The sequence below is a fragment of the Streptomyces sp. NPDC101194 genome (genome assembly GCF_044767885.1).
GTDB lineage: Bacteria > Actinomycetota > Actinomycetes > Streptomycetales > Streptomycetaceae > Streptomyces.
This window is the reverse complement of record NZ_JBIWOS010000002.1, coordinates 1-16,982: the sequence shown is the minus strand read 5'-3', so window position 1 is coordinate 16,982 and position 16,982 is coordinate 1. Positions and strand designations below refer to the sequence as shown.

19 protein-coding genes are annotated in these 16,982 nt (G+C 69.7%); 15 read left to right on the top strand and 4 right to left on the bottom strand.

Features of this window, described 5'->3' with window-relative positions:
- Window positions 1-42: 42 nt before the first annotated feature.
- The 3 genes from ACIRP2_RS06660 to ACIRP2_RS06650 form a co-directional block, all read right to left on the bottom strand.
- Window positions 43-666 (bottom strand): GNAT family N-acetyltransferase, encoded by a 624-nt coding sequence (locus ACIRP2_RS06660; RefSeq protein WP_404247254.1) that lies wholly within the window; start codon window positions 664-666, stop codon window positions 43-45.
- A 73-nt stretch (window positions 667-739) separates the two neighbouring features.
- On the bottom strand, window positions 740-1,111 hold the full coding sequence (locus tag ACIRP2_RS06655) for an iron chaperone (protein WP_404247252.1): 372 nt from the start codon (window positions 1,109-1,111) through the stop codon (window positions 740-742).
- A gap of 131 nt (window positions 1,112-1,242) precedes the next feature.
- Window positions 1,243-1,683: an ATP-binding protein gene (locus ACIRP2_RS06650; RefSeq protein WP_404247250.1), complete on the bottom strand. Its 441-nt coding sequence runs from the start codon at window positions 1,681-1,683 to the stop codon at window positions 1,243-1,245.
- A gap of 213 nt (window positions 1,684-1,896) precedes the next feature.
- On the opposite strand from ACIRP2_RS06650, the gene ACIRP2_RS06645 reads away from it, so the two are divergent.
- The 11 genes from ACIRP2_RS06645 to ACIRP2_RS06595 all read left to right on the top strand — a co-directional run bounded on the left by ACIRP2_RS06645 (window position 1,897) and on the right by ACIRP2_RS06595 (window position 12,375).
- Window positions 1,897-2,748, top strand: a complete 852-nt coding sequence (locus tag ACIRP2_RS06645) for a Scr1 family TA system antitoxin-like transcriptional regulator (RefSeq protein WP_404247248.1) — start codon at window positions 1,897-1,899, stop codon at window positions 2,746-2,748.
- 11 nt (window positions 2,749-2,759) lie between these two features.
- Entirely contained in the window at window positions 2,760-2,951 is a 192-nt protein-coding gene (locus ACIRP2_RS06640; protein WP_404247246.1) for a DUF397 domain-containing protein, read from the top strand.
- The gene (locus ACIRP2_RS06635) at window positions 2,944-3,192 is read left to right on the top strand and encodes a DUF397 domain-containing protein (RefSeq protein WP_404247244.1); all 249 of its coding nucleotides are present in this window, start codon (window positions 2,944-2,946) and stop codon (window positions 3,190-3,192) included. The genes ACIRP2_RS06640 and ACIRP2_RS06635 overlap by 8 nt, the downstream gene beginning before the upstream one ends.
- 171 nt (window positions 3,193-3,363) lie before the next feature.
- The gene (locus tag ACIRP2_RS06630; protein WP_404247242.1) at window positions 3,364-3,705 is read left to right on the top strand and encodes a PadR family transcriptional regulator; all 342 of its coding nucleotides are present in this window, start codon (window positions 3,364-3,366) and stop codon (window positions 3,703-3,705) included.
- Between the two features lie 441 nt (window positions 3,706-4,146).
- Window positions 4,147-4,773, top strand: a complete 627-nt coding sequence (locus ACIRP2_RS06625) for a DUF402 domain-containing protein (protein WP_404247240.1) — start codon at window positions 4,147-4,149, stop codon at window positions 4,771-4,773.
- Window positions 4,774-5,057: 284 nt separating this feature from the next.
- Window positions 5,058-5,366: a hypothetical protein gene (locus ACIRP2_RS06620; protein WP_018101695.1), complete on the top strand. Its 309-nt coding sequence runs from the start codon at window positions 5,058-5,060 to the stop codon at window positions 5,364-5,366.
- A 179-nt stretch (window positions 5,367-5,545) separates the two neighbouring features.
- On the top strand, window positions 5,546-6,418 hold the full coding sequence (locus ACIRP2_RS06615) for a hypothetical protein (RefSeq protein ID WP_404247238.1): 873 nt from the start codon (window positions 5,546-5,548) through the stop codon (window positions 6,416-6,418).
- The gene (locus ACIRP2_RS06610) at window positions 6,408-7,760 is read left to right on the top strand and encodes a hypothetical protein (RefSeq protein WP_404247236.1); all 1,353 of its coding nucleotides are present in this window, start codon (window positions 6,408-6,410) and stop codon (window positions 7,758-7,760) included. Before ACIRP2_RS06615 ends, ACIRP2_RS06610 begins: the two co-directional genes overlap by 11 nt.
- Window positions 7,757-9,307, top strand: a complete 1,551-nt coding sequence (locus tag ACIRP2_RS06605; protein WP_404247234.1) for an SCO6880 family protein — start codon at window positions 7,757-7,759, stop codon at window positions 9,305-9,307. The genes ACIRP2_RS06610 and ACIRP2_RS06605 overlap by 4 nt, the downstream gene beginning before the upstream one ends.
- A gap of 52 nt (window positions 9,308-9,359) precedes the next feature.
- Window positions 9,360-10,778, top strand: a complete 1,419-nt coding sequence (locus ACIRP2_RS06600) for an ATP-binding protein (protein WP_404247232.1) — start codon at window positions 9,360-9,362, stop codon at window positions 10,776-10,778.
- Window position 10,779: 1 nt separating this feature from the next.
- Window positions 10,780-12,375, top strand: a complete 1,596-nt coding sequence (locus ACIRP2_RS06595; protein ID WP_404247230.1) for a type IV secretory system conjugative DNA transfer family protein — start codon at window positions 10,780-10,782, stop codon at window positions 12,373-12,375.
- Window positions 12,376-12,406: 31 nt separating this feature from the next.
- Here ACIRP2_RS06595 and ACIRP2_RS06590 read toward each other — a convergent pair whose 3' ends face one another.
- Window positions 12,407-12,967, bottom strand: a complete 561-nt coding sequence (locus ACIRP2_RS06590) for a GNAT family N-acetyltransferase (protein WP_404247228.1) — start codon at window positions 12,965-12,967, stop codon at window positions 12,407-12,409.
- 143 nt (window positions 12,968-13,110) lie between these two features.
- On the opposite strand from ACIRP2_RS06590, the gene ACIRP2_RS06585 reads away from it, so the two are divergent.
- Genes ACIRP2_RS06585 through ACIRP2_RS06570 form a run of 4 tightly spaced genes read left to right on the top strand, consistent with a single transcriptional unit; the run spans window position 13,111 to window position 16,835 of the window.
- Window positions 13,111-14,049 (top strand): ATP-binding cassette domain-containing protein, encoded by a 939-nt coding sequence (locus ACIRP2_RS06585; protein WP_404247226.1) that lies wholly within the window; start codon window positions 13,111-13,113, stop codon window positions 14,047-14,049.
- Window positions 14,046-14,867 carry an ABC transporter permease gene (locus ACIRP2_RS06580; RefSeq protein ID WP_404247224.1) on the top strand — a complete coding sequence of 274 codons (822 nt, stop codon included), beginning with the start codon at window positions 14,046-14,048 and terminating at the stop codon, window positions 14,865-14,867. The genes ACIRP2_RS06585 and ACIRP2_RS06580 overlap by 4 nt, the downstream gene beginning before the upstream one ends.
- A 31-nt stretch (window positions 14,868-14,898) precedes the next feature.
- The gene (locus ACIRP2_RS06575; RefSeq protein WP_404247222.1) at window positions 14,899-16,173 is read left to right on the top strand and encodes a sensor histidine kinase; all 1,275 of its coding nucleotides are present in this window, start codon (window positions 14,899-14,901) and stop codon (window positions 16,171-16,173) included.
- Window positions 16,170-16,835 carry a response regulator gene (locus tag ACIRP2_RS06570; RefSeq protein WP_404247220.1) on the top strand — a complete coding sequence of 222 codons (666 nt, stop codon included), beginning with the start codon at window positions 16,170-16,172 and terminating at the stop codon, window positions 16,833-16,835. The genes ACIRP2_RS06575 and ACIRP2_RS06570 overlap by 4 nt, the downstream gene beginning before the upstream one ends.
- Window positions 16,836-16,982 lie beyond the last annotated feature (147 nt).

Genomic DNA, 16,982 nt, shown 5'->3' with positions numbered 1-16,982 from the left:
GCCCGGGGAGGCCGGGCCGACGACCCGGCCCGTACCCGCCGGTCAGGCCGTATCGCGGCCGGCCGGCACTGGATCGGTTGCCAGACGGGCGTGCAGATGCTCGTCGTGGTAGTCCCCGTCGCCGTAGCGGTAGGACTGGCGCAGCGTTCCCTCGAGAAGGAAGCCGCAGCGGTGGGCCACCCGGCAGGAGGCCTCGTTGCCGACGGCGTGGGCGATCTCGATCCGGCGGGCATCGGCGGTACGGAAGGCCCAGTCGGTCACCGCCGATGTCGCCCTGGTGGCCACGTTCCGTCCGCGGGCGGCCGGGAGCGTCCAGTATCCGATCATCGCGAGGCCGTCCGCACGGTCGTCCCAGCGCAGTCCGACGGCGCCCAGGACCGCACCGTCGGCCGCGCCCAGTACGGCGAAGCCTGCGACGTCCCCGCGGTCCCAGCCGCCCTCGCGCAGTTCCAGCCACGCCATGGCCTCGGTGCGGTCGGTGGCCGGGAAGGGGTTCCAGCGGGCGATCAGCGGGTCCGTGGCGGCGGCGACCAGCCCGTCCAGCGTGGCCTCCAGATCGGCACTCTCCCGGCTCCAGGGGCGCAGCAGTACGTCCCCGAGATCGAGCGTGGCGCGGACGAAGGTCCGTCGATCGGCGACCGGCGGTATGGACGTGGGGGCGCTCATACCCCCTTTCCTACGTGGCCCTCTCGCCTCGCCGCCAACGAATTTCCGCCGATCACGAGCGGGTCGGCTCCGCTCAGCAGACCGCGCCCGGACCCGACGCCGTGGCCGTCGCCCGGAGCAGGTCCCGCACCAGGTCGTAGTCAATGGCCTCCGCCTTGCGGAAGCGCAGACAGCCCTTCCCCATGTCCTGTCCGGCCAGCCGCTCTGTGAACGCCTCACGCACGTCACCGCGCATCAGGTAGAAGGAGATGTACTGCTTCTGGGCGGCGAACGCGATCTCGACGACGCCGTCCCGCTCGTACGCGGGCATTCCGTAGGCCATGACCTCGTCGAAACCGACGAGCTCCGTCCGGCACAGCGCCCGCAGCCTCTCCAGGGCGTTCCTGCGCCCCTCGGGCACCTCGGCCAGATACCCGGCCACGTCCTTCGCCTCGCTCCGTACCATGCGACGAGGCTATGCCCGCCCCGCACGTCTGTCGCCCCGCAGGTCTGTCGCCCGGCCCGGGGCCCCGGCCTGGGGTCTTTCGTCCCGATCAGGCCGGGTGCGCGAGCCCGGCGTGATCCGAACGAGAGGCCCTACCCCTCTCCCTTGGCCGCGCATTCCACCCAGAGGAGTTTGCCGCCCTGTCCCGGTAGTCCGGTTCCCATGGGGTGGGCGCCCCAGCTCTCCGCGTAGAGGGTGACGAGGTAGAGGCCGCGTCCGCGTTCGGCCAGTTCGTCCGGTGCTTCGGCGTTCCATCGGAAGGGGGCGGGGATGTGCGGGTTGGTGTCCCACACGCTCAGCCGGACACGGCTGCGTCCGGCGTCGCGCAGGCGCAGGGAGTAGGCCCCCGAGGAGTACAGGTACGCGTTGGTGACCAGCTCGCTCGCCAACAGCTCCGCGATCTCGGTCAGTTCGCGCATGCCGTGCACACGCAGGACGGTGCGGAGGGTGGAGCGGGCCACGCCGGGGGCGCGGGGATCCTGCGGGAGTTGGAGGGTGTACGCCCAGGGCGGGGATACCGTGGCACTGACCATGGAAGTCTCCGATCACGGAGGAGAGTTGGAGGGTGCGCTTCGATGTGCCCGGTGACGAGGCCGCTCCGTCGAGCGGGGTACTTCCGGGCGAGTGGCCTGAGCCCGACAGTAAACGCCTGCAAGGATTGCTTGCACCGATTGACCGAATTCCTTGAGTTGAACCACTCGTGTGAGTGACAGTCCAACTGATCTTCTTTCAAGGGAGAGTTCGACATGACAGGCAGGGCCGCCCCTACCGCACGTCGCGTGCGGCTCGGCGCCGAGCTGCGCAAACTGCGGGAACGCGCCGGAATGACCACCACGCAGGCAGCCGACCTCCTGGGTACGAGCTCGGGACAACTCAGCAACATAGAGGTGGCGCGATTCGGCGTGAGCGCCGACCGCGTACGGGTCGCGGCCCATACGTACTCCTGCACCGACCAAGCGCTGATCGAGGCACTGGTCGCCATGACCACCGACCGCAAGCGCGGCTGGTGGGAGGAGTACCGGGAGATCCTGCCGCCCAAGCTGCTCGACCTGGCCGAGATCGAACACCATGGCACCGACCTGCATGCGGCGCACAGCATCCACATCCCCGGCCTGCTCCAGACCGTCGATCACGCCCGGGAGATCTACCGGCAGGCCGTTCCCGAGCTGTCTCCACCGGAGATCGAGCACCGCGTCTCCTACCGCATCAAGCGGCAGGAAGTGCTTTACCGGACGGATCCCGTCCCTTACCGGGCCGTCATTCACGAGGCCGCTCTGCGCATGACGTTCGGCGGCCCAAAGATCGCCCGAGGACAGCTCCAGCACTTGCTCACGGTGAGCGAGCTTCCCCACGCCACCGTCCGAGTAGTTCCCTTTGAGGCCCCGTACTATCCGGGATCGGGGCAATCCGTGTACTACGTACGCGGACCAGTACCCACACTCGACACCGCGCAGCTCGACCAATCGCACGGGCCCGTGTTCATCGACGCAGAGGCCCAGTTGACCCAGTACCGCCTGCTGCTCGAACGACTCGACGACGCGGCGCTGGACGAAGCGCGATCCCGAGAACTCATCCACAAGGTCGCCGAGAGCCTGTGAAAGGAACCACGATGTCCGCACACGCTTGGCAGAGGTCGTCCTACTGCGCACAAGGCGAAGCCTGCGTGAACGTAGCCGAGGCCCCGACCGGGGCAATAGCGCTCACCGAGAGCGGCGACCCCACGGGCGCGATACTCCGCACCACACCCGCCGCCTGGGCCGCCCTCGTGCGCACCCTCAAGGAGAACCACGCCCATGGCTGACATCCGCGCCGACCTCACCTGGGTCCGCGCCGCCCCCGAGGGCGAGGAGGGCCCCGGCCCCTGGATCGAGATCGCCTTCGGCCCGGACGAACTCGTCCACCTCCGCGAGACCGGCGACCCCACCAACGTCGTCACGACCACCCGGACGAAATGGGACGTCTTCACCAAGGGCGTCGTGGCCGGCGAGTTCGACCACTTCGCCGAGGGCGGCGACGGGGAAGTCCCACCGACTCGGCACTGACCACCGGCCCCCATCCCGCACGGCGGCGTGGCACATCACGAGTCGGCCGTCACGTTCCCGCGCAGAAGGTGTCTCCGGGCGCACCGCTCCGTCGATCGACGACCGGGGCGGAGCAGAAGAGCAACGCCCACCCCCGACTGCATACTTCGAGCGCCGATATATGTTCCGCGCATGGAGAAACGTCAGCCGCCCCTGACCGAGTCCCAGTACTTCATCCTCGCCGCCCTTCTGTACGGGCCGCGTCACGGGTACGGCATCATCAAGGCCACCGAGCACGCCACCGACGGACGGCTCAGACTCGCCGTCGGCACTCTGTACGGGGCGCTGGAGCGGATGGAGCGGTCCGGACTGGTGGTCGCCGACCACGAGGAGGTCGTGGACGGGCGACCGCGCCGGTACTACCGGCTCACGCAGGACGGCACCGGTGCGCTTGAGCAGGAGGCGCTGCGCATGCAGCAGGCGGCGGCCCTCGTGACCGGACGTCTCAGGACCCTCGGCACGGCCCAGGCATGAATCGTCTGCTGCTTGCCGCGTACCCCAAGGCCCACCGCAACCGTTCATGCTCGAAGCCGCCGCGCTGATCGCCGCGTGGTGGGCGACGGCCACCACGGGCGACAGTACGGGACGGACGTCGGTGACGCCCTATCAGTTGGCAGCGGCGTGCCGGTGCCTAGACAGGCGAGGTAGCCCGCATGGCCGCCCTGGGTCGAGACCGACGGTGGACGCGCAACCGAAGCCGATCGGATCCGCGCCCAGCCCGAGCCACTGATCGTTCTCGCCATGGCTGGTTCGCCTCGGCCCCATCGGAGGCACCGGGTTCACGACGGACGCCAGTTCGACCGATTCATTCACATGAGCGGTGCTCCAGGCGCGTCCAGCCGCGCGCACGGCGGCACGCCGAACCGATTCTCCGATCACGTGTCCGGCGACCGCACCAGGGGCATGATCGACAATATGAACGACGACCCGGGCCGGATACTCCGCTGGAACTTCTTCATCGGCGGACACCTGAGCGCCTCGGTGCCCGTACGCCTCGTCGAGCGCACCGAAGCGGGGCAGCTGGTGTGGATGGAGGCAGGCACACCGATGTGGCGTACGAAGCTTCCGCACGGAGCACACTTACGGGACATCGCCCCGCACGACCGCCCGGCCGACGGCTACCCCGTGGTCGCCGGCCGGTGGCCGATGGGCAACGCGCTCTTCTACCAGCCCACCGACGCCCCGCACTCCGTTCTCTGGCTCTTCGGCCGCAGACAGAAGTTCCGCGGCTGGTACGTAAATCTGGAGCGCCGGGTCCACCACGGTGACGACATCGACGTCACCGACCACGAACTCGACATCAACGTGGCGCCGGACCGGAGCTGGCAGTGGAAGGACGAGCAGTCCTTCGCCGAGAAGACCGGCGATCCGGCCTACTGGTCGGCCGACGAGGCATCGGCCATCCGGAGCGAGGGCGACTCGGTCGTACGGCTCGCCGAGGCCGGAACGTTTCCCTTCGATGGCACCTGGTGCGACTTCCGGCCGCCGTCGAACTGGAAGACACCACCCCGGCCACCGGTCCCGCGCCACCCCCTGCTCTGACCCGGCCAAGAGCCGTCCGTGCCCTGCGCGAAGGTCTCGGCCAGGGTGGCGGGATGGCATTCATTGCCCGAGGTCACCCCCCGTGATACACAGAGTAACCATACATATTCGGTCATACATCGATTCGATCCGCAGGTCAGGGGGTCGGACCGGCCAAACGTACGAGATCCGGGTAAAGAGAGCCGTCAAGCCGTCGTACGAGTGCAGTTTCATCAGCGAAGATAGAGAGCGACCCGTGCCATGTGGCAGGGGCAATGAACTACCCAACAGGGGCGGTGACTTACATGATCCTGGCAGCTGAAAAGGGCGACATCACCACCATCATCGGCGGAATCGCCCCGAACTGGGGGCCGTTCGGGACCTTGGGCAACGAGGCCCGCGTAATGATCGAGGTCGTGATGGCCATTGCCATCCTGCTCTGCCTCGGCATCGCGGTCTGGGGCGCCGCGAAGCAGCGCATCGGCGCCACGGCACTGCGCGACACGTTCAGCGCGGAGCAGGGCAAGGGGCTGATCGTCGCCGGCCTGACCGGTGTGTTCATCATCGGATCTCTGGGAACCTTGTTCACCATCGTCTACGGGATGGCTGTCTGACCGGCGGTCATCCCACGTCCGGGGCACTCCAGCCCACCCCCACACCATCCGTCCGTCGTGCCCACCGGCAGAGGTTGCGTCTCCCTGATGTCGAGTCACCACACCGCGCCCGCGCGGGAACCCGCACGGCTACCGTCGTACTACCCGATTCAGGAAACGCTTGAGGGGGCGTGCGCGGCATGAGTCCCGGCGACGAGAGAGGCTACGGCAGCGGTCCGGGCCGTACGGACGACGGATACAGCACCATCGGCGGCACGCGCCAGACCCGTACCCGCCTTCCCGACGGCGAGGGCGGCGACGGCTACGGCACCCCCCGCCGCCCCGCCCGCAGCTCGCGTTCCCTCGTCACGGTGGTCGGCGTGGTCGTCCTCCTGATCGCGGCTATCGCGTTCGCGAACATGAGCGGAGGCGGCAAAGACGGCAACGACGGTCGGTCGGGAAGCTCCGGGACCAAGCCGGACTCGTCTTCCACGGCGGCCACGGGGACGAAGCCGGTGACGGGGAAGAACGGTTCGATTCCGTCGGGGTTCGCCCATGACGAACAGGGGGCGCAGAGCGCGGCGTCCAACTTTGCGGTGGCGCTGGGCTCCGTCGGGATGTTCAACGCGGAGACTCGCCAGACCATCGTTCGGGCCACCCACGACCCGGCGGTCGTGGAAGACCTGCTGGCTGCTCTGACAAAGGCCTATTCACCAGGCTTCCTCCAGAACGTCGGCCTCAACGCGGACGGCACCACTCCTAGCGGACTGACCTTCGTTTCTCGAACCGTTCCGGTCGGAACAAAGGTGGTCGATCAGAACGGCGACACAGCCACCGTCGAGGTCTGGTGCACGGGTCTCGTCGGAATGGCCGGGCAAGGCTCCACCAAACCTGTCACCGCAACGTGGTTCACCATCTCCGAAAAGCTCAAGTGGGTGGGCGGCGACTGGAGGATCGAGTCTTCGAGCCAGAAGGAAGGCCCCACGCCAGTCAATGGCGACAACAGGGCCTCGACTGCGGATGAAATCGCTGGCGCGGTTGAGGGATACGGAGGCTTCACCTATGCCCGGTAGCAACCGCCCTCGTGCGCTCTCCCTCGCGGCAGTCCTCAGCAGCCTGCCGGCCACGTTGATTCTGCTCGCTCCACGAGCAACCGCGGCTCCTTCCCCGTCGCCCTCGCCCACCCCAAGCCAGAGCGACAACGCCTGTGACCTCATCGTCGGGCTTGCCAAGGACTACTGCGAAAAAGGCGACGCAGGCGCCCCCTCCAACGTCCCCAGCAGCCCCGACAACTCCCTCGACCCCCTCTCCTCCCTCGCCCGCGGCTGCGCCGACGCCGCCGCGTGGATCGTCGACAAGCTCAGCGACGCGGTGAAGAGCACCGCCAACGTCGACTTCACGAACACCAAGTTCCTCCAGCAGTACGCCATCGTCTTCGCCGCCTCCACCGTCCTCACCCTCGTCCTGTGGCTGCTCGCCGTGGCCAAGCGCGCCATCCGCGGCGTGCCGCTGACCACCGCGATCTCCGAGGCCGTCGGGTTCCTCTGGCTGACGGTCCTCGCCTCGGCGTTCACCCCCCTGATCCTCTACACGGTCGTCTCCGCGACCGACGGGGTCACCGAGATCATCGCCACGTCCTCCGGCGGGCAGACGGACGTCTTCTTCGGATCGTTCGCCAAAGCCCTCAAGAAGGGCTCCGACATCGGCGGCGGACCGATCATGCTGATCGTCGTCTCGCTGGTCTCGATCCTCGCCGCCGGAATCCTCTGGCTGGAGCTCGTCATCCGCGCCGCCCTGCTCTACGTCGGCGCCCTCCTCGGCACCGTGGTCTACGCGGGGCTCGTCGACAAGAACATGTGGGGTCACGTCCGCCGCTGGGCGGGCATCATGATCGCGGTGATCATGGTCAAGCCCGTCATCGTCGTGGTGCTCGGACTGGCCGGCGCGCTCTCCCAGGACGACGGGCCGAACGCGTTCTCCGCGGTCGTGTCCGGCCTCGCCATCATCCTGCTCGCGATCTTCGCCTCCGCGATGATCTACCGGTTCGTCCCCGGCTTCGGCGACGAGATCCAGGGCGCCCGCACCAACCGCAAGCAGGCCACCGACGGCTCGCAGGCCGCCGCCATGATCAGCTCACCGGCCGCCCTCGTCTCCCAGGGCATCAAGACCCACAGCAGCCGCAGCGCCCAGAACAGCGGCGACAGCGGCGGCGGGGCCCGCCCGGCCAACGCGGTCAGCGGCGGTGTCGCCGCGCACAGCTCCCGCAACTCCGGCGGCGGATCCGTCCCCTCCGCCACGCCTCCGCCCCGCAGCGGATCGGGACCGGCCTCCGGCACCCCCCACGGCAGCCGCTCCCCCCGAGGTGGCGGATCAGGCAGTTCAGGTAACAACAGCACGGGAGGTGGAGGGCGTTGACGACTCCGTCCCACACGATCGCGCCCCGCCGTACGTATCTCATCGGCCGAGCCAGGCCGAACGCGATCGTCGGCAAGAACCGCGAGACCGGCGAGATCGCCCTGATCATCGCCGGTGCGTTCCTCGGCATGATGAGCGGACTGGCCGTCCCCTATCTGGGCCCGCGGATCATCCTGCTCGTGGGCTTCCCCCTCCTCGCCCTGGCGATCGTGTACCTCCCGTACAAGCACCGCACCTTCTACAAGTGGTTCGAGATCAACCGCAGCTACAAGCGCTCCCTGCGCCGCGGCACGACTTACCGTTCCGGCGCCATGGAGGCAGGCGTCGGGACCGACGGGCGTGAGGTCGAGATCGGCCCGCCCCCCGGCATCGGCCGGATCAACTGGCTCGCCGCCCCCTTCGGACCGGACGAGATCGCCGTACTCCTGCACGCCGACCGCCGCACCGTCACCGCCGCGATCGAGATCGAGGGCCCCGGCGTCGGCCTGCGCGACAGCGAGGACCAGGAAGCCCTCGTCGACCGGTTCGGCACGCTGCTGAAGCATGTCGCCAACGGCGACGGCTTCGTCACCCGCATCCAGATGCTGGCCCGTACCCTCCCCGCCGACCCCGACGCCCACGCCAAGGACGTCGCCCAGCGCGGCGACCACACGTCCCCGGGCTGGCTGCGGGAGTCGTACGACCAGCTCCAGTCCATGGTCTCCACCTCCAGCGAGCAGCACCGCGCCTACCTCGTCGCCTGCATGCACTACACCCGCGAGCTGGCCGCCGAGGCCAACGCCATGGCCCGCGCCGCCCGTCCCGAGGGCGGCCGCAAGCTCGACCGGGACGCAGGCCTCGCCGTCGTCATGGCACGCGAACTCACCGACATCTGCGCCCGCCTGGCCGAGGCCGACATCCGGGTGCGCCAGCCGCTCGGCCAGAGCCGGCTCGCCTCCCTCGTGCACTCCATGTACGACCCCGACCACCCCATCGACCACATCCAGGCCATGACCAAGCGCAACGCCTGGCCGGCCGAACTCGACGCGGTCGAGCCGACGTTCCTCCAGGCCAAGACCCGCGAGTCGGCCACCCGCGCACCCTGGTGCCACTCCACGGCCTGGGTGAAGGAGTGGCCGATGACACCCGTCGGCGTCAACTTCCTCGCCCCGCTCCTCGTCCACACACCCGATGTGATCCGTACGGTCGCGGTCTGCATGGACCTCGAACCCACCGAGGTCGCCATCGAGCGGATGCTCACCGAGAAGACCAACGACGAGGCGGAAGCCAGCCGTCAGGCCAAGATGAACCGCACCGTCGACCCGCGCGACATCGCCGCACACGGCCGGCTCGACCAGCGGGGTGAAGACCTCGCCAGCGGCGCGGCCGGAGTGAACCTGGTGGGGTACATCACCGTGTCCTCGCGTTCGCCCGAGTCCCTCGCCCGCGACAAGCGGACGATCCGGGCCTCGGCCGGCAAGTCGTACCTCAAGCTGGAGTGGTGCGACCGCGAGCACCACCGCGCCTTCGTGAACACCCTGCCGTTCGCCACCGGCATCCGTCGCTGACCCCGGAACGACCGAGAGAACCGAGAGAAACGAGAGGGAGGTCGGTCACGCCATGCGAGATCCGCTGTCCGCGCTTTCGGACGCCTTCACCGCCTTCCTCTTCGGGAAGGTGGAGACGACGAGGCTGCCCGTCCGTACGTCCACCGGACAGGCCCAGGCCGTCTATCTGCCCACCGCGGCCCCCGGCCTCGGCGACTCCGGCGTGATCATCGGCCGCGAGGTGTACTCGGGCAAGGGCTACATCTACGACCCCTTCCAGTTGTACGGACAGCAGCTCCCCGCCCCGCACTGGCTGGTGCTCGGCGAGTCCGGGAACGGCAAGTCCGCGCTGGAGAAGACGTACGTGCTCCGCCAGCTCCGCTTCCGCGACCGCCAGGTCGTCGTCCTGGACGCCCAGGGCGAGGACGGCGTCGGCGAATGGAACCTCATCGCCCAGGAGCTCGGCCTCACCCCGATCCGCCTCGACCCGACCGCCGCCCTCAACGGCGGCATCCGGCTCAACCCGCTCGACCCCTCGATCACCACGACCGGCCAGCTCGCGCTGCTCCGCACGATCATCGAAGTCGCGATGGGACACGGCCTGGACGAACGGTCCGGCTTCGCACTGAAGGTCGCCCACGCCTACGTCAACGAGACGATCACGGACCGGCAGCCGGTCCTGACCGACATCGTCGACCAACTCCGCCATCCGGAGCCCGAATCCGCCGAGGCGATGAACGTCGACATAGACGATGTACGGGCCTGGGGCCTGGATGTCGCCCTCGTCCTGGACCGGCTGGTCGACGGTGACCTGCGCGGCATGTTCGACGGGCCGACGAGCGTCGGCATCGACCTCGACGCCCCGCTGATCGTCTTCGACCTCTCGCACATCGACCGGAACTCGATCGCCATGCCGATCCTGATGGCGATCGTCGGCGTCTGGCTGGAACACACCTGGATCAGGCCCGACCGGAAGAAACGCATCTTCCTGGTCGAAGAGGCCTGGCACATCATCAACTCGCCCTTCGTGGCGCAGCTCTTCCAGCGCCTGCTGAAGTTCGGCCGACGGCTGGGTCTGTCGTTCGTGGCCGTCGTCCACCACCTCAGCGACGTCGTCGACGGAGCGGCGGCCCGCGAGGCCGCGGCGATCCTCAAGATGGCGTCGACCCGCACGATCTACGCCCAGAAGGCCGACGAGGCCAGAGCGACGGGACGCGTGCTCGGCCTGCCCCGGTGGGCGGTCGAGATCATCCCGACCCTCACCCCCGGCATCGCGGTCTGGGACGTCAACGGCAACGTCCAGGTGGTCAAACACCTGATCACCGAAGCGGAACGCCCACTGGTCTTCACCGACCGCGCGATGACCGAGTCCTCGACCGCCGAACTCGTCCCGGAGGACGTACGCGCCGCCGAGCTGGAGGCCGAGCAGCGCGCGGCCCGGATCGAACAAGAACAACGGCTGAACGAGTCCTCCGAGTCAACGGTGGCATGACATGGCGGGGCGCGGCGAGGTACGTACCGGAGGCAGTGGAAGCGGCGGCATCCCGGACGGGCTGCTGATAGGGCTGCTGGGATTCCTGCTCGGGCTGACGCTCCTGGCCTGGACGGCCACCGGCCTGGCCGGACTCTTCGCGCACGGCGCCTGGCCGGAGGGGGTCACCCTCACCGAGACCCCGCTGGCGATGCGTCGGCTCGTCACCACTCCGCACGACCTCCCGGCCGCCTGGCCGAACACCCCGCCGGACGCACTCTCCGGGTACGGCCTGTTCTGGGGCCTGTTCATCGGCGAGCTGATGGTGCTGGTGGTACTGACGGTGTTCGTGCTGGGCGTGGTGGCCCGCTGGCGGGCGGTGCGCGCGCGGCAGCGCGCCGAACGGCACGGCGGCGGGGGCATGGCCGGAGAAGGAGTCGAGGCCGTACGGTCCCGACAGCACGAGCCCCGCACCGAGGCACCGTCACAACCCCAGCCGGCACCCACCCCCGCTCCCCTCCCTGCGCCGTCGCCGTCGCAGCAGACACTCCAGCACCCGGCGGTCGCACCCGTCCCGGCGGCGACCTCCGCCCCGGAGCAGCCCCCCGCAGCCGCGCCCACGCCCGTGGAGCACGCGCCGTCCGACGCCGATCCGCTCCCCGCCCACGCCGCCGCGCTCCCTGCCCCCCGCACCCCCCTCGTCGTGTACGGACCGGCCGCCATCCGCCGCCCCACCGTCGTCCAGGCGATCCAGGAGGCCGACGGACCCGCGCTCGTCGTCACGTCCGACCCCACCGTCTGGGCCGAGACGAAGGACGCCCGCGCCAAGCTCGGCCCGGTCCTCGTCTACGACCCGGGCCACCTCTGCGACACCCCGGCCCGCCTCCACTGGTCCCCCGTGTCGGGCTGCGAACAGCCCGACACCGCCGCCGCGCACTCCACGGCGCTCCTCGCCCCGGTCCGACCGCAGGCCCGTATCGACGCGACGACTGCCGACACCGCGGAAACGCTCCTGAAGTGCTGGCTGCACGCCGCCGCCATCGACGGCCGCCCCTTCCGCCAGGTCCATCGCTGGGCCCTCGGTGGCAGCGCCCACGAACCGGTGCGCCTGCTCCGTACCCACCCCAAAGCGGCCTCCGGACTCGCGGGCCTGCTGGAGTCCGCACTCACTGCCCACCCCGAACGCCGGGACATGGCACAGGAGTTGACGGTACGCGCCTTCACCGCGCTCTCCTCGGTCCACATCCGCGACGCCTGCACGCCCAACCGGGCGGATTCGCTCGTACTGGAATCTTTCGTGGACGAAGGGGGCACCCTCTATGTGGTGGGTGAACCGATCGAGGATCCCCGCTCGGGTCCCGGAGCGATGCCCCTGCTCACGGCACTCGCCTCGCACGTGGTCGAGCACGGCCGCCGCATGGCCGCACGGTCAACCGACGGTCGGCTCGACCCACCAATGACGCTCGTTCTCGACGACGTCGCCGCGGTGGCACCCCTCCCCCGGCTCCCGGAGCTGCTGTCGACCGGCCAGGCCACCGGCCTGCCGACCCTGGCCCTTCTCCGCTCCCGCGAGCAGGCCCGCGCCCGCTGGACGCAGGACCTCATGGGCTCGCACTGAACGGACCGACCCGACAGGCCCCGCGCGCCACCTACGCCGGACGCCCCAACGCGTACTCGATCTCCCGCGCGGACGGGTCGCCCGGAACCGGCACCGTATGCCCGGTGGCCGCGAAGCCGATCCTCCGATAGAGCGCCGCGGCCCGTGCGTTGTCCTCGTGCACATACAGCCGCACCCGCTCGATCCGTGGCTCACGCAGCGACCACGCCCAGTCCGTCCCGGCCCGGAACAGCGCCTCCGCCAGGCCCGCGCCCCGCGCCTCGGGCCGTACGAACACACCGACCACATGGGCCTGGTGAACGTCGACCGCCTCCCCGAACCGCACCTCCGCGCCCGACCGCTCGATCAGCACGGTGACGCTGCCGTCCCACCGCCCGTCGGGCCCGACGGCGACGAACTGCCGCACTTCGCCCTGCCCGGCCCCGGAGGCGCCGAGCGCCCGGTCCCGCCAGAACCCGTCGGGCCGCGCCACGCTCTGGGCGTACGTCTCCACGAACGCCATCGGCGCCGCCGGGTCCTGCAGGGCGGTCAGCCGCAACTCCTTGACCAGGAGCCACTCATCGGCGCGTACCGCTCGAATCACATGTTCCATCCGCCGATCCTTTCCGTGACCACCCGACCTGTGCAAACAACATTTGTCGGACAGGGCGTCGTCGTACCCCGGTACTACCCGCCCCACCACATCCCGCCCCGGGTCCGACGCCCGCGGCACGCCCCCTCCGTAGCGTCGACCCCATGATCAGGGCATACGAACTCACCAAGAGGTACGGAGACACCACCGTCGTCCACGGCCTCGACTTCACGGTCCGGCCCGGGACCGTCACCGGATTCCTCGGACCGAACGGCGCCGGGAAATCGACGACCATGCGCATGCTGCTCGGCCTGGACGCGCCCACCCGAGGCCGCTCGACGATCGGCGGACGGGCGTACGCCGCCCACAGCGCCCCGCTCACCGAGGTCGGCGCGCTCCTGGAGGCCCGCTCCGTGCACCCCGGCCGGACCGCCTTCAACCACCTCATGGCGCTCGCCCACACCCACGGCATCCCGCGCGGCCGCGTGGAGCACGTCCTCGATCTGGCGGGGCTGAACACGGCCGCCCACAAACGGATCAAGAGCTTCTCGCTCGGCATGGGCCAGCGCCTCGGCATCGCCGCCGCGCTGCTCGGCGATCCGGCCACCCTCATCCTGGACGAGCCGGTCAACGGCCTCGATCCGGAAGGCGTGCTGTGGATCCGCAACCTGCTGAGATCCCTCGCCGACCAGGGCCGTACGGTCCTCGTCTCCTCACACCTGATGAGCGAGATGGCCCTCACCGCCGACCACCTGATCATCATCGGCCGAGGCCGGCTCCTCGCCGACACGACGGTCGCCGACCTCGTGGCCACCGCGGGCGGCGCGTCGGTGAAGGTCGTCACCCCGCGTGCCCGAGACCTGCGCGAGCTCCTCACCGGTCCCGGCATCGAGATCGCCTCCGGTCCCGCCTCGGCCCCCGACGAGCTGGAGGTCCACGGCACGGACGCGGCACACATCGGCCGCACGGCAGCCGCGCACGCCATCCCCCTGTACGAACTCACCCCGCGGACCGCCTCCTTGGAACAGGCCTTCATGGACCTGACCCAGGAGTCGGTCGAGTACCGGATCACCGCCCCCGAACCGACCGGAGCCCTCGCATGACGACCGCGGTCAGCCACCCGGCCCACCGTCCGGAACGACACCCGGAACAAAGCCCGTACCAAATCACGGCCACCCGGGTCCTGCGCTCCGAATGGCACAAGCTCCGGTCCCTGCGCTCCTCCTGGATCACTCTGATCTCGGCGTCCGCCCTGATTCTCGGCATCGGCGTGGTCATGGGGGCGACGTACACCTCGGGCGGCGGCGATTCCGACGTCGACACGGTCGTCCTGGTGCTCTACGGCTCGGTGCTCGGTACGTTGTGCACGGTGGTCCTGGGCATCCTGGTGACCGCGGGCGAGTACTCGACGGGCCTCATCCGCGCCTCGCTCACCGCGGTCCCGCGCAGACTCCCGGTCCTGTGGGCGAAGGCGGCGGTCTTCACCGCCACCGTCTTCGTGGTCATGTTCACCACCGCCCTGCTCACCTTCGTCATCGCCCAGACGCTCCTCCACGACACCGACCAAGCGGCCTCGCTCGGCGACCCGGGCGTGTTCCGCGCGGTCCTGGGCAACTCCGCCGGCATCACCCTGCTCAGCCTGATCGCGCTCGGGCTCGGCGCCCTGATCCGCTCCGTACCGGGCGCGATCGGCGCGTTCATCGGGGGCGTGATGATCCTTCCGGAGGTCCTCTCCATGCTGCCGTACGACACGGTGAGGACCGCCGTCACGTACTTCCCCACCCAGGCCGCGGGCGCTCTCGGCTCCGCCACCCCGCTCCCGGGCGAGGCCTCCGTGGGCGGAGCCCTGCTCGCTCTGTGCCTGTGGGCCGGGACCGCCTTGTGCGCGGCCGCGCTGCTGCTGCGCCGACGCGACGCATGACGCCGGACCGGCCGCCCGCGAGGATGGACACGTGACGGACGACGACAAGGACCGGGGTTCGGGCACCACCGCACTGACCGGGCTCCTCCAGCAACTGCTCCAGCGCGTCCGCGCGTTCGACCTGTGTCGGCCCGTGGTCTGGAACGGACTGCTCACCACGCTCTGGGTGATCTTCGCCGTACTCGACTTCACCACCGGCGGCTGGCGCACCGTGGCCGGCAACCGGAACGTGCCCGAACCCGTGGTCCTGCTGATGAGCGTGGCGTTCTCCGCACCCCTGCTGTGGCGCCGTGCCCATCCGTCGGCCGTCCTGGCGTTCATGACCCCGTTCGCCCTGATCAATGTCTGGACGGGGGCGCTCGTCCAGGCCGCCTACCTGCAGCAGATCGTCATCTTCAACATCGCGCTACGGCTGCCCATGCGGGCCCTGGCACGGGCGGGCGCCCTGGTGATCGTTCCGCTCGTGGTCGGCTCGGTGCGCTTCCCGCACAGCTGGGACCTGCTGTTCGTCCCCCACCTCTGGGCGTTCGCACTCGCGGCCCTGCTGGGGATCGTGGTCCGTACGCGCAAGGAGTACACGGAGGCCCTGGTCGACCGTGCCCACCGGCTGGAGCTCGAACGCGACCAGCAGGCCCGGCTCGCCGCCGCCGCCGAACGGACCCGGATCGCCCGGGAGATGCACGACATCATCGGCCACAACCTCTCCGTCATCACGGGCCTCGCGGACGGCGGCGCCTACGCGGCGGCCAAGAGCCCCGACCGGGCGGCCCAGGCCCTGGAAGCCATCGGCACCACGAGCCGACAGGCCCTCACAGAACTGCGCCGTCTGCTCGGTGTCCTGCGCGACCACCCCGCCGAGGCCGACCGCACCCCGCAGCCGACCCTCGACGACATGGACGCGCTCCTCACCGGTGTACGAACAGCAGGCCTCCCCGTGCGCCTGCGCGTCCGGGGCACGCCTCCGCCGTCCCCGCCCACCGCCGGGCGGCAGTTGACGGTCTACCGAGTGGTGCAGGAGGCCCTCACCAATACGCTGAAGCACGGCGGCACCGACCCGTCGCCGACCGCGGAGGTCACGCTCACCTACCGGGCGAAGGAGCTGGAGGCCCTGATCACGGACACGGGCACCACCCGGGACGGACCCGAGGGCGGCGGGCAGGGAATCACCGGGATGCGCGAACGGGCATCCCTCTACGAAGGCACACTCGAAGCGGGCCCACTGCTGACGCAGGCCACAGCCACGGCTCCGGCAACGGCCGGCTGGCAGGTACGGCTCCGACTGCCCCTGGAGGACACCCCCTCGTGACGACCGTGCTGATCGCGGACGACCAGCCGATGCAACGCTTCGGCTTCCGCATGCTGCTGGAGAGCCAGGACGACATGACGGTCGTCGGCGAGGCCGCCAACGGTCACGAGGCTCTGAGCCTCGTCTCCCAGCACCATCCGGACGTGGCGTTGATGGACATCCGCATGCCTCTCCTGGACGGCATCGAAGCCACGCGCCGCATCATCAGGTCCGGTGCCCGCACGCGCGTCCTCATTGTCACGACGTTCGATCTCGACCGGTACGCGTACGACGGCCTCCGTGCTGGCGCCAGCGGCTTCCTCATCAAGGACGCGCTGCCCGAGGAACTCCTCTCCGGCATACGGGCCGTGGCCGACGGCGACGCGGTGGTCGCCCCCAGCCTCACCCGCCGCCTGCTGGACGCGTACGCACACCATCTGCCGGCCGTGCCCGGCGGCCCGACCACACCGGACGCCCGCATCGCGAACCTCACCGAACGGGAAAGGGAAATCCTCACGGTCATCGGCCGGGGATGGACCAACACGGAGATCGCCGAGCGGCTCCACCTCGCGGAATCGACGGTGAAGACACATGTCACGCGCATTCTCGCCAAAACGGGATCCCGCGACCGTGTCCAGGCAGTCATCCTGGCCTACGACACCCGCTTGGTCACCGCCGGCTGAACAACCGACCAAGGGCTGTCCCGTAATCACCACCGACTGAAAAAGAGGGCTGAACGCAGAAAAGCCCCGTGCCACAAGGGCACGGGGCTTCTCCGTAAAAGGAGTTCGGCGGCGTCCTACTCTCCCACAGGGTCCCCCCTGCAGTAC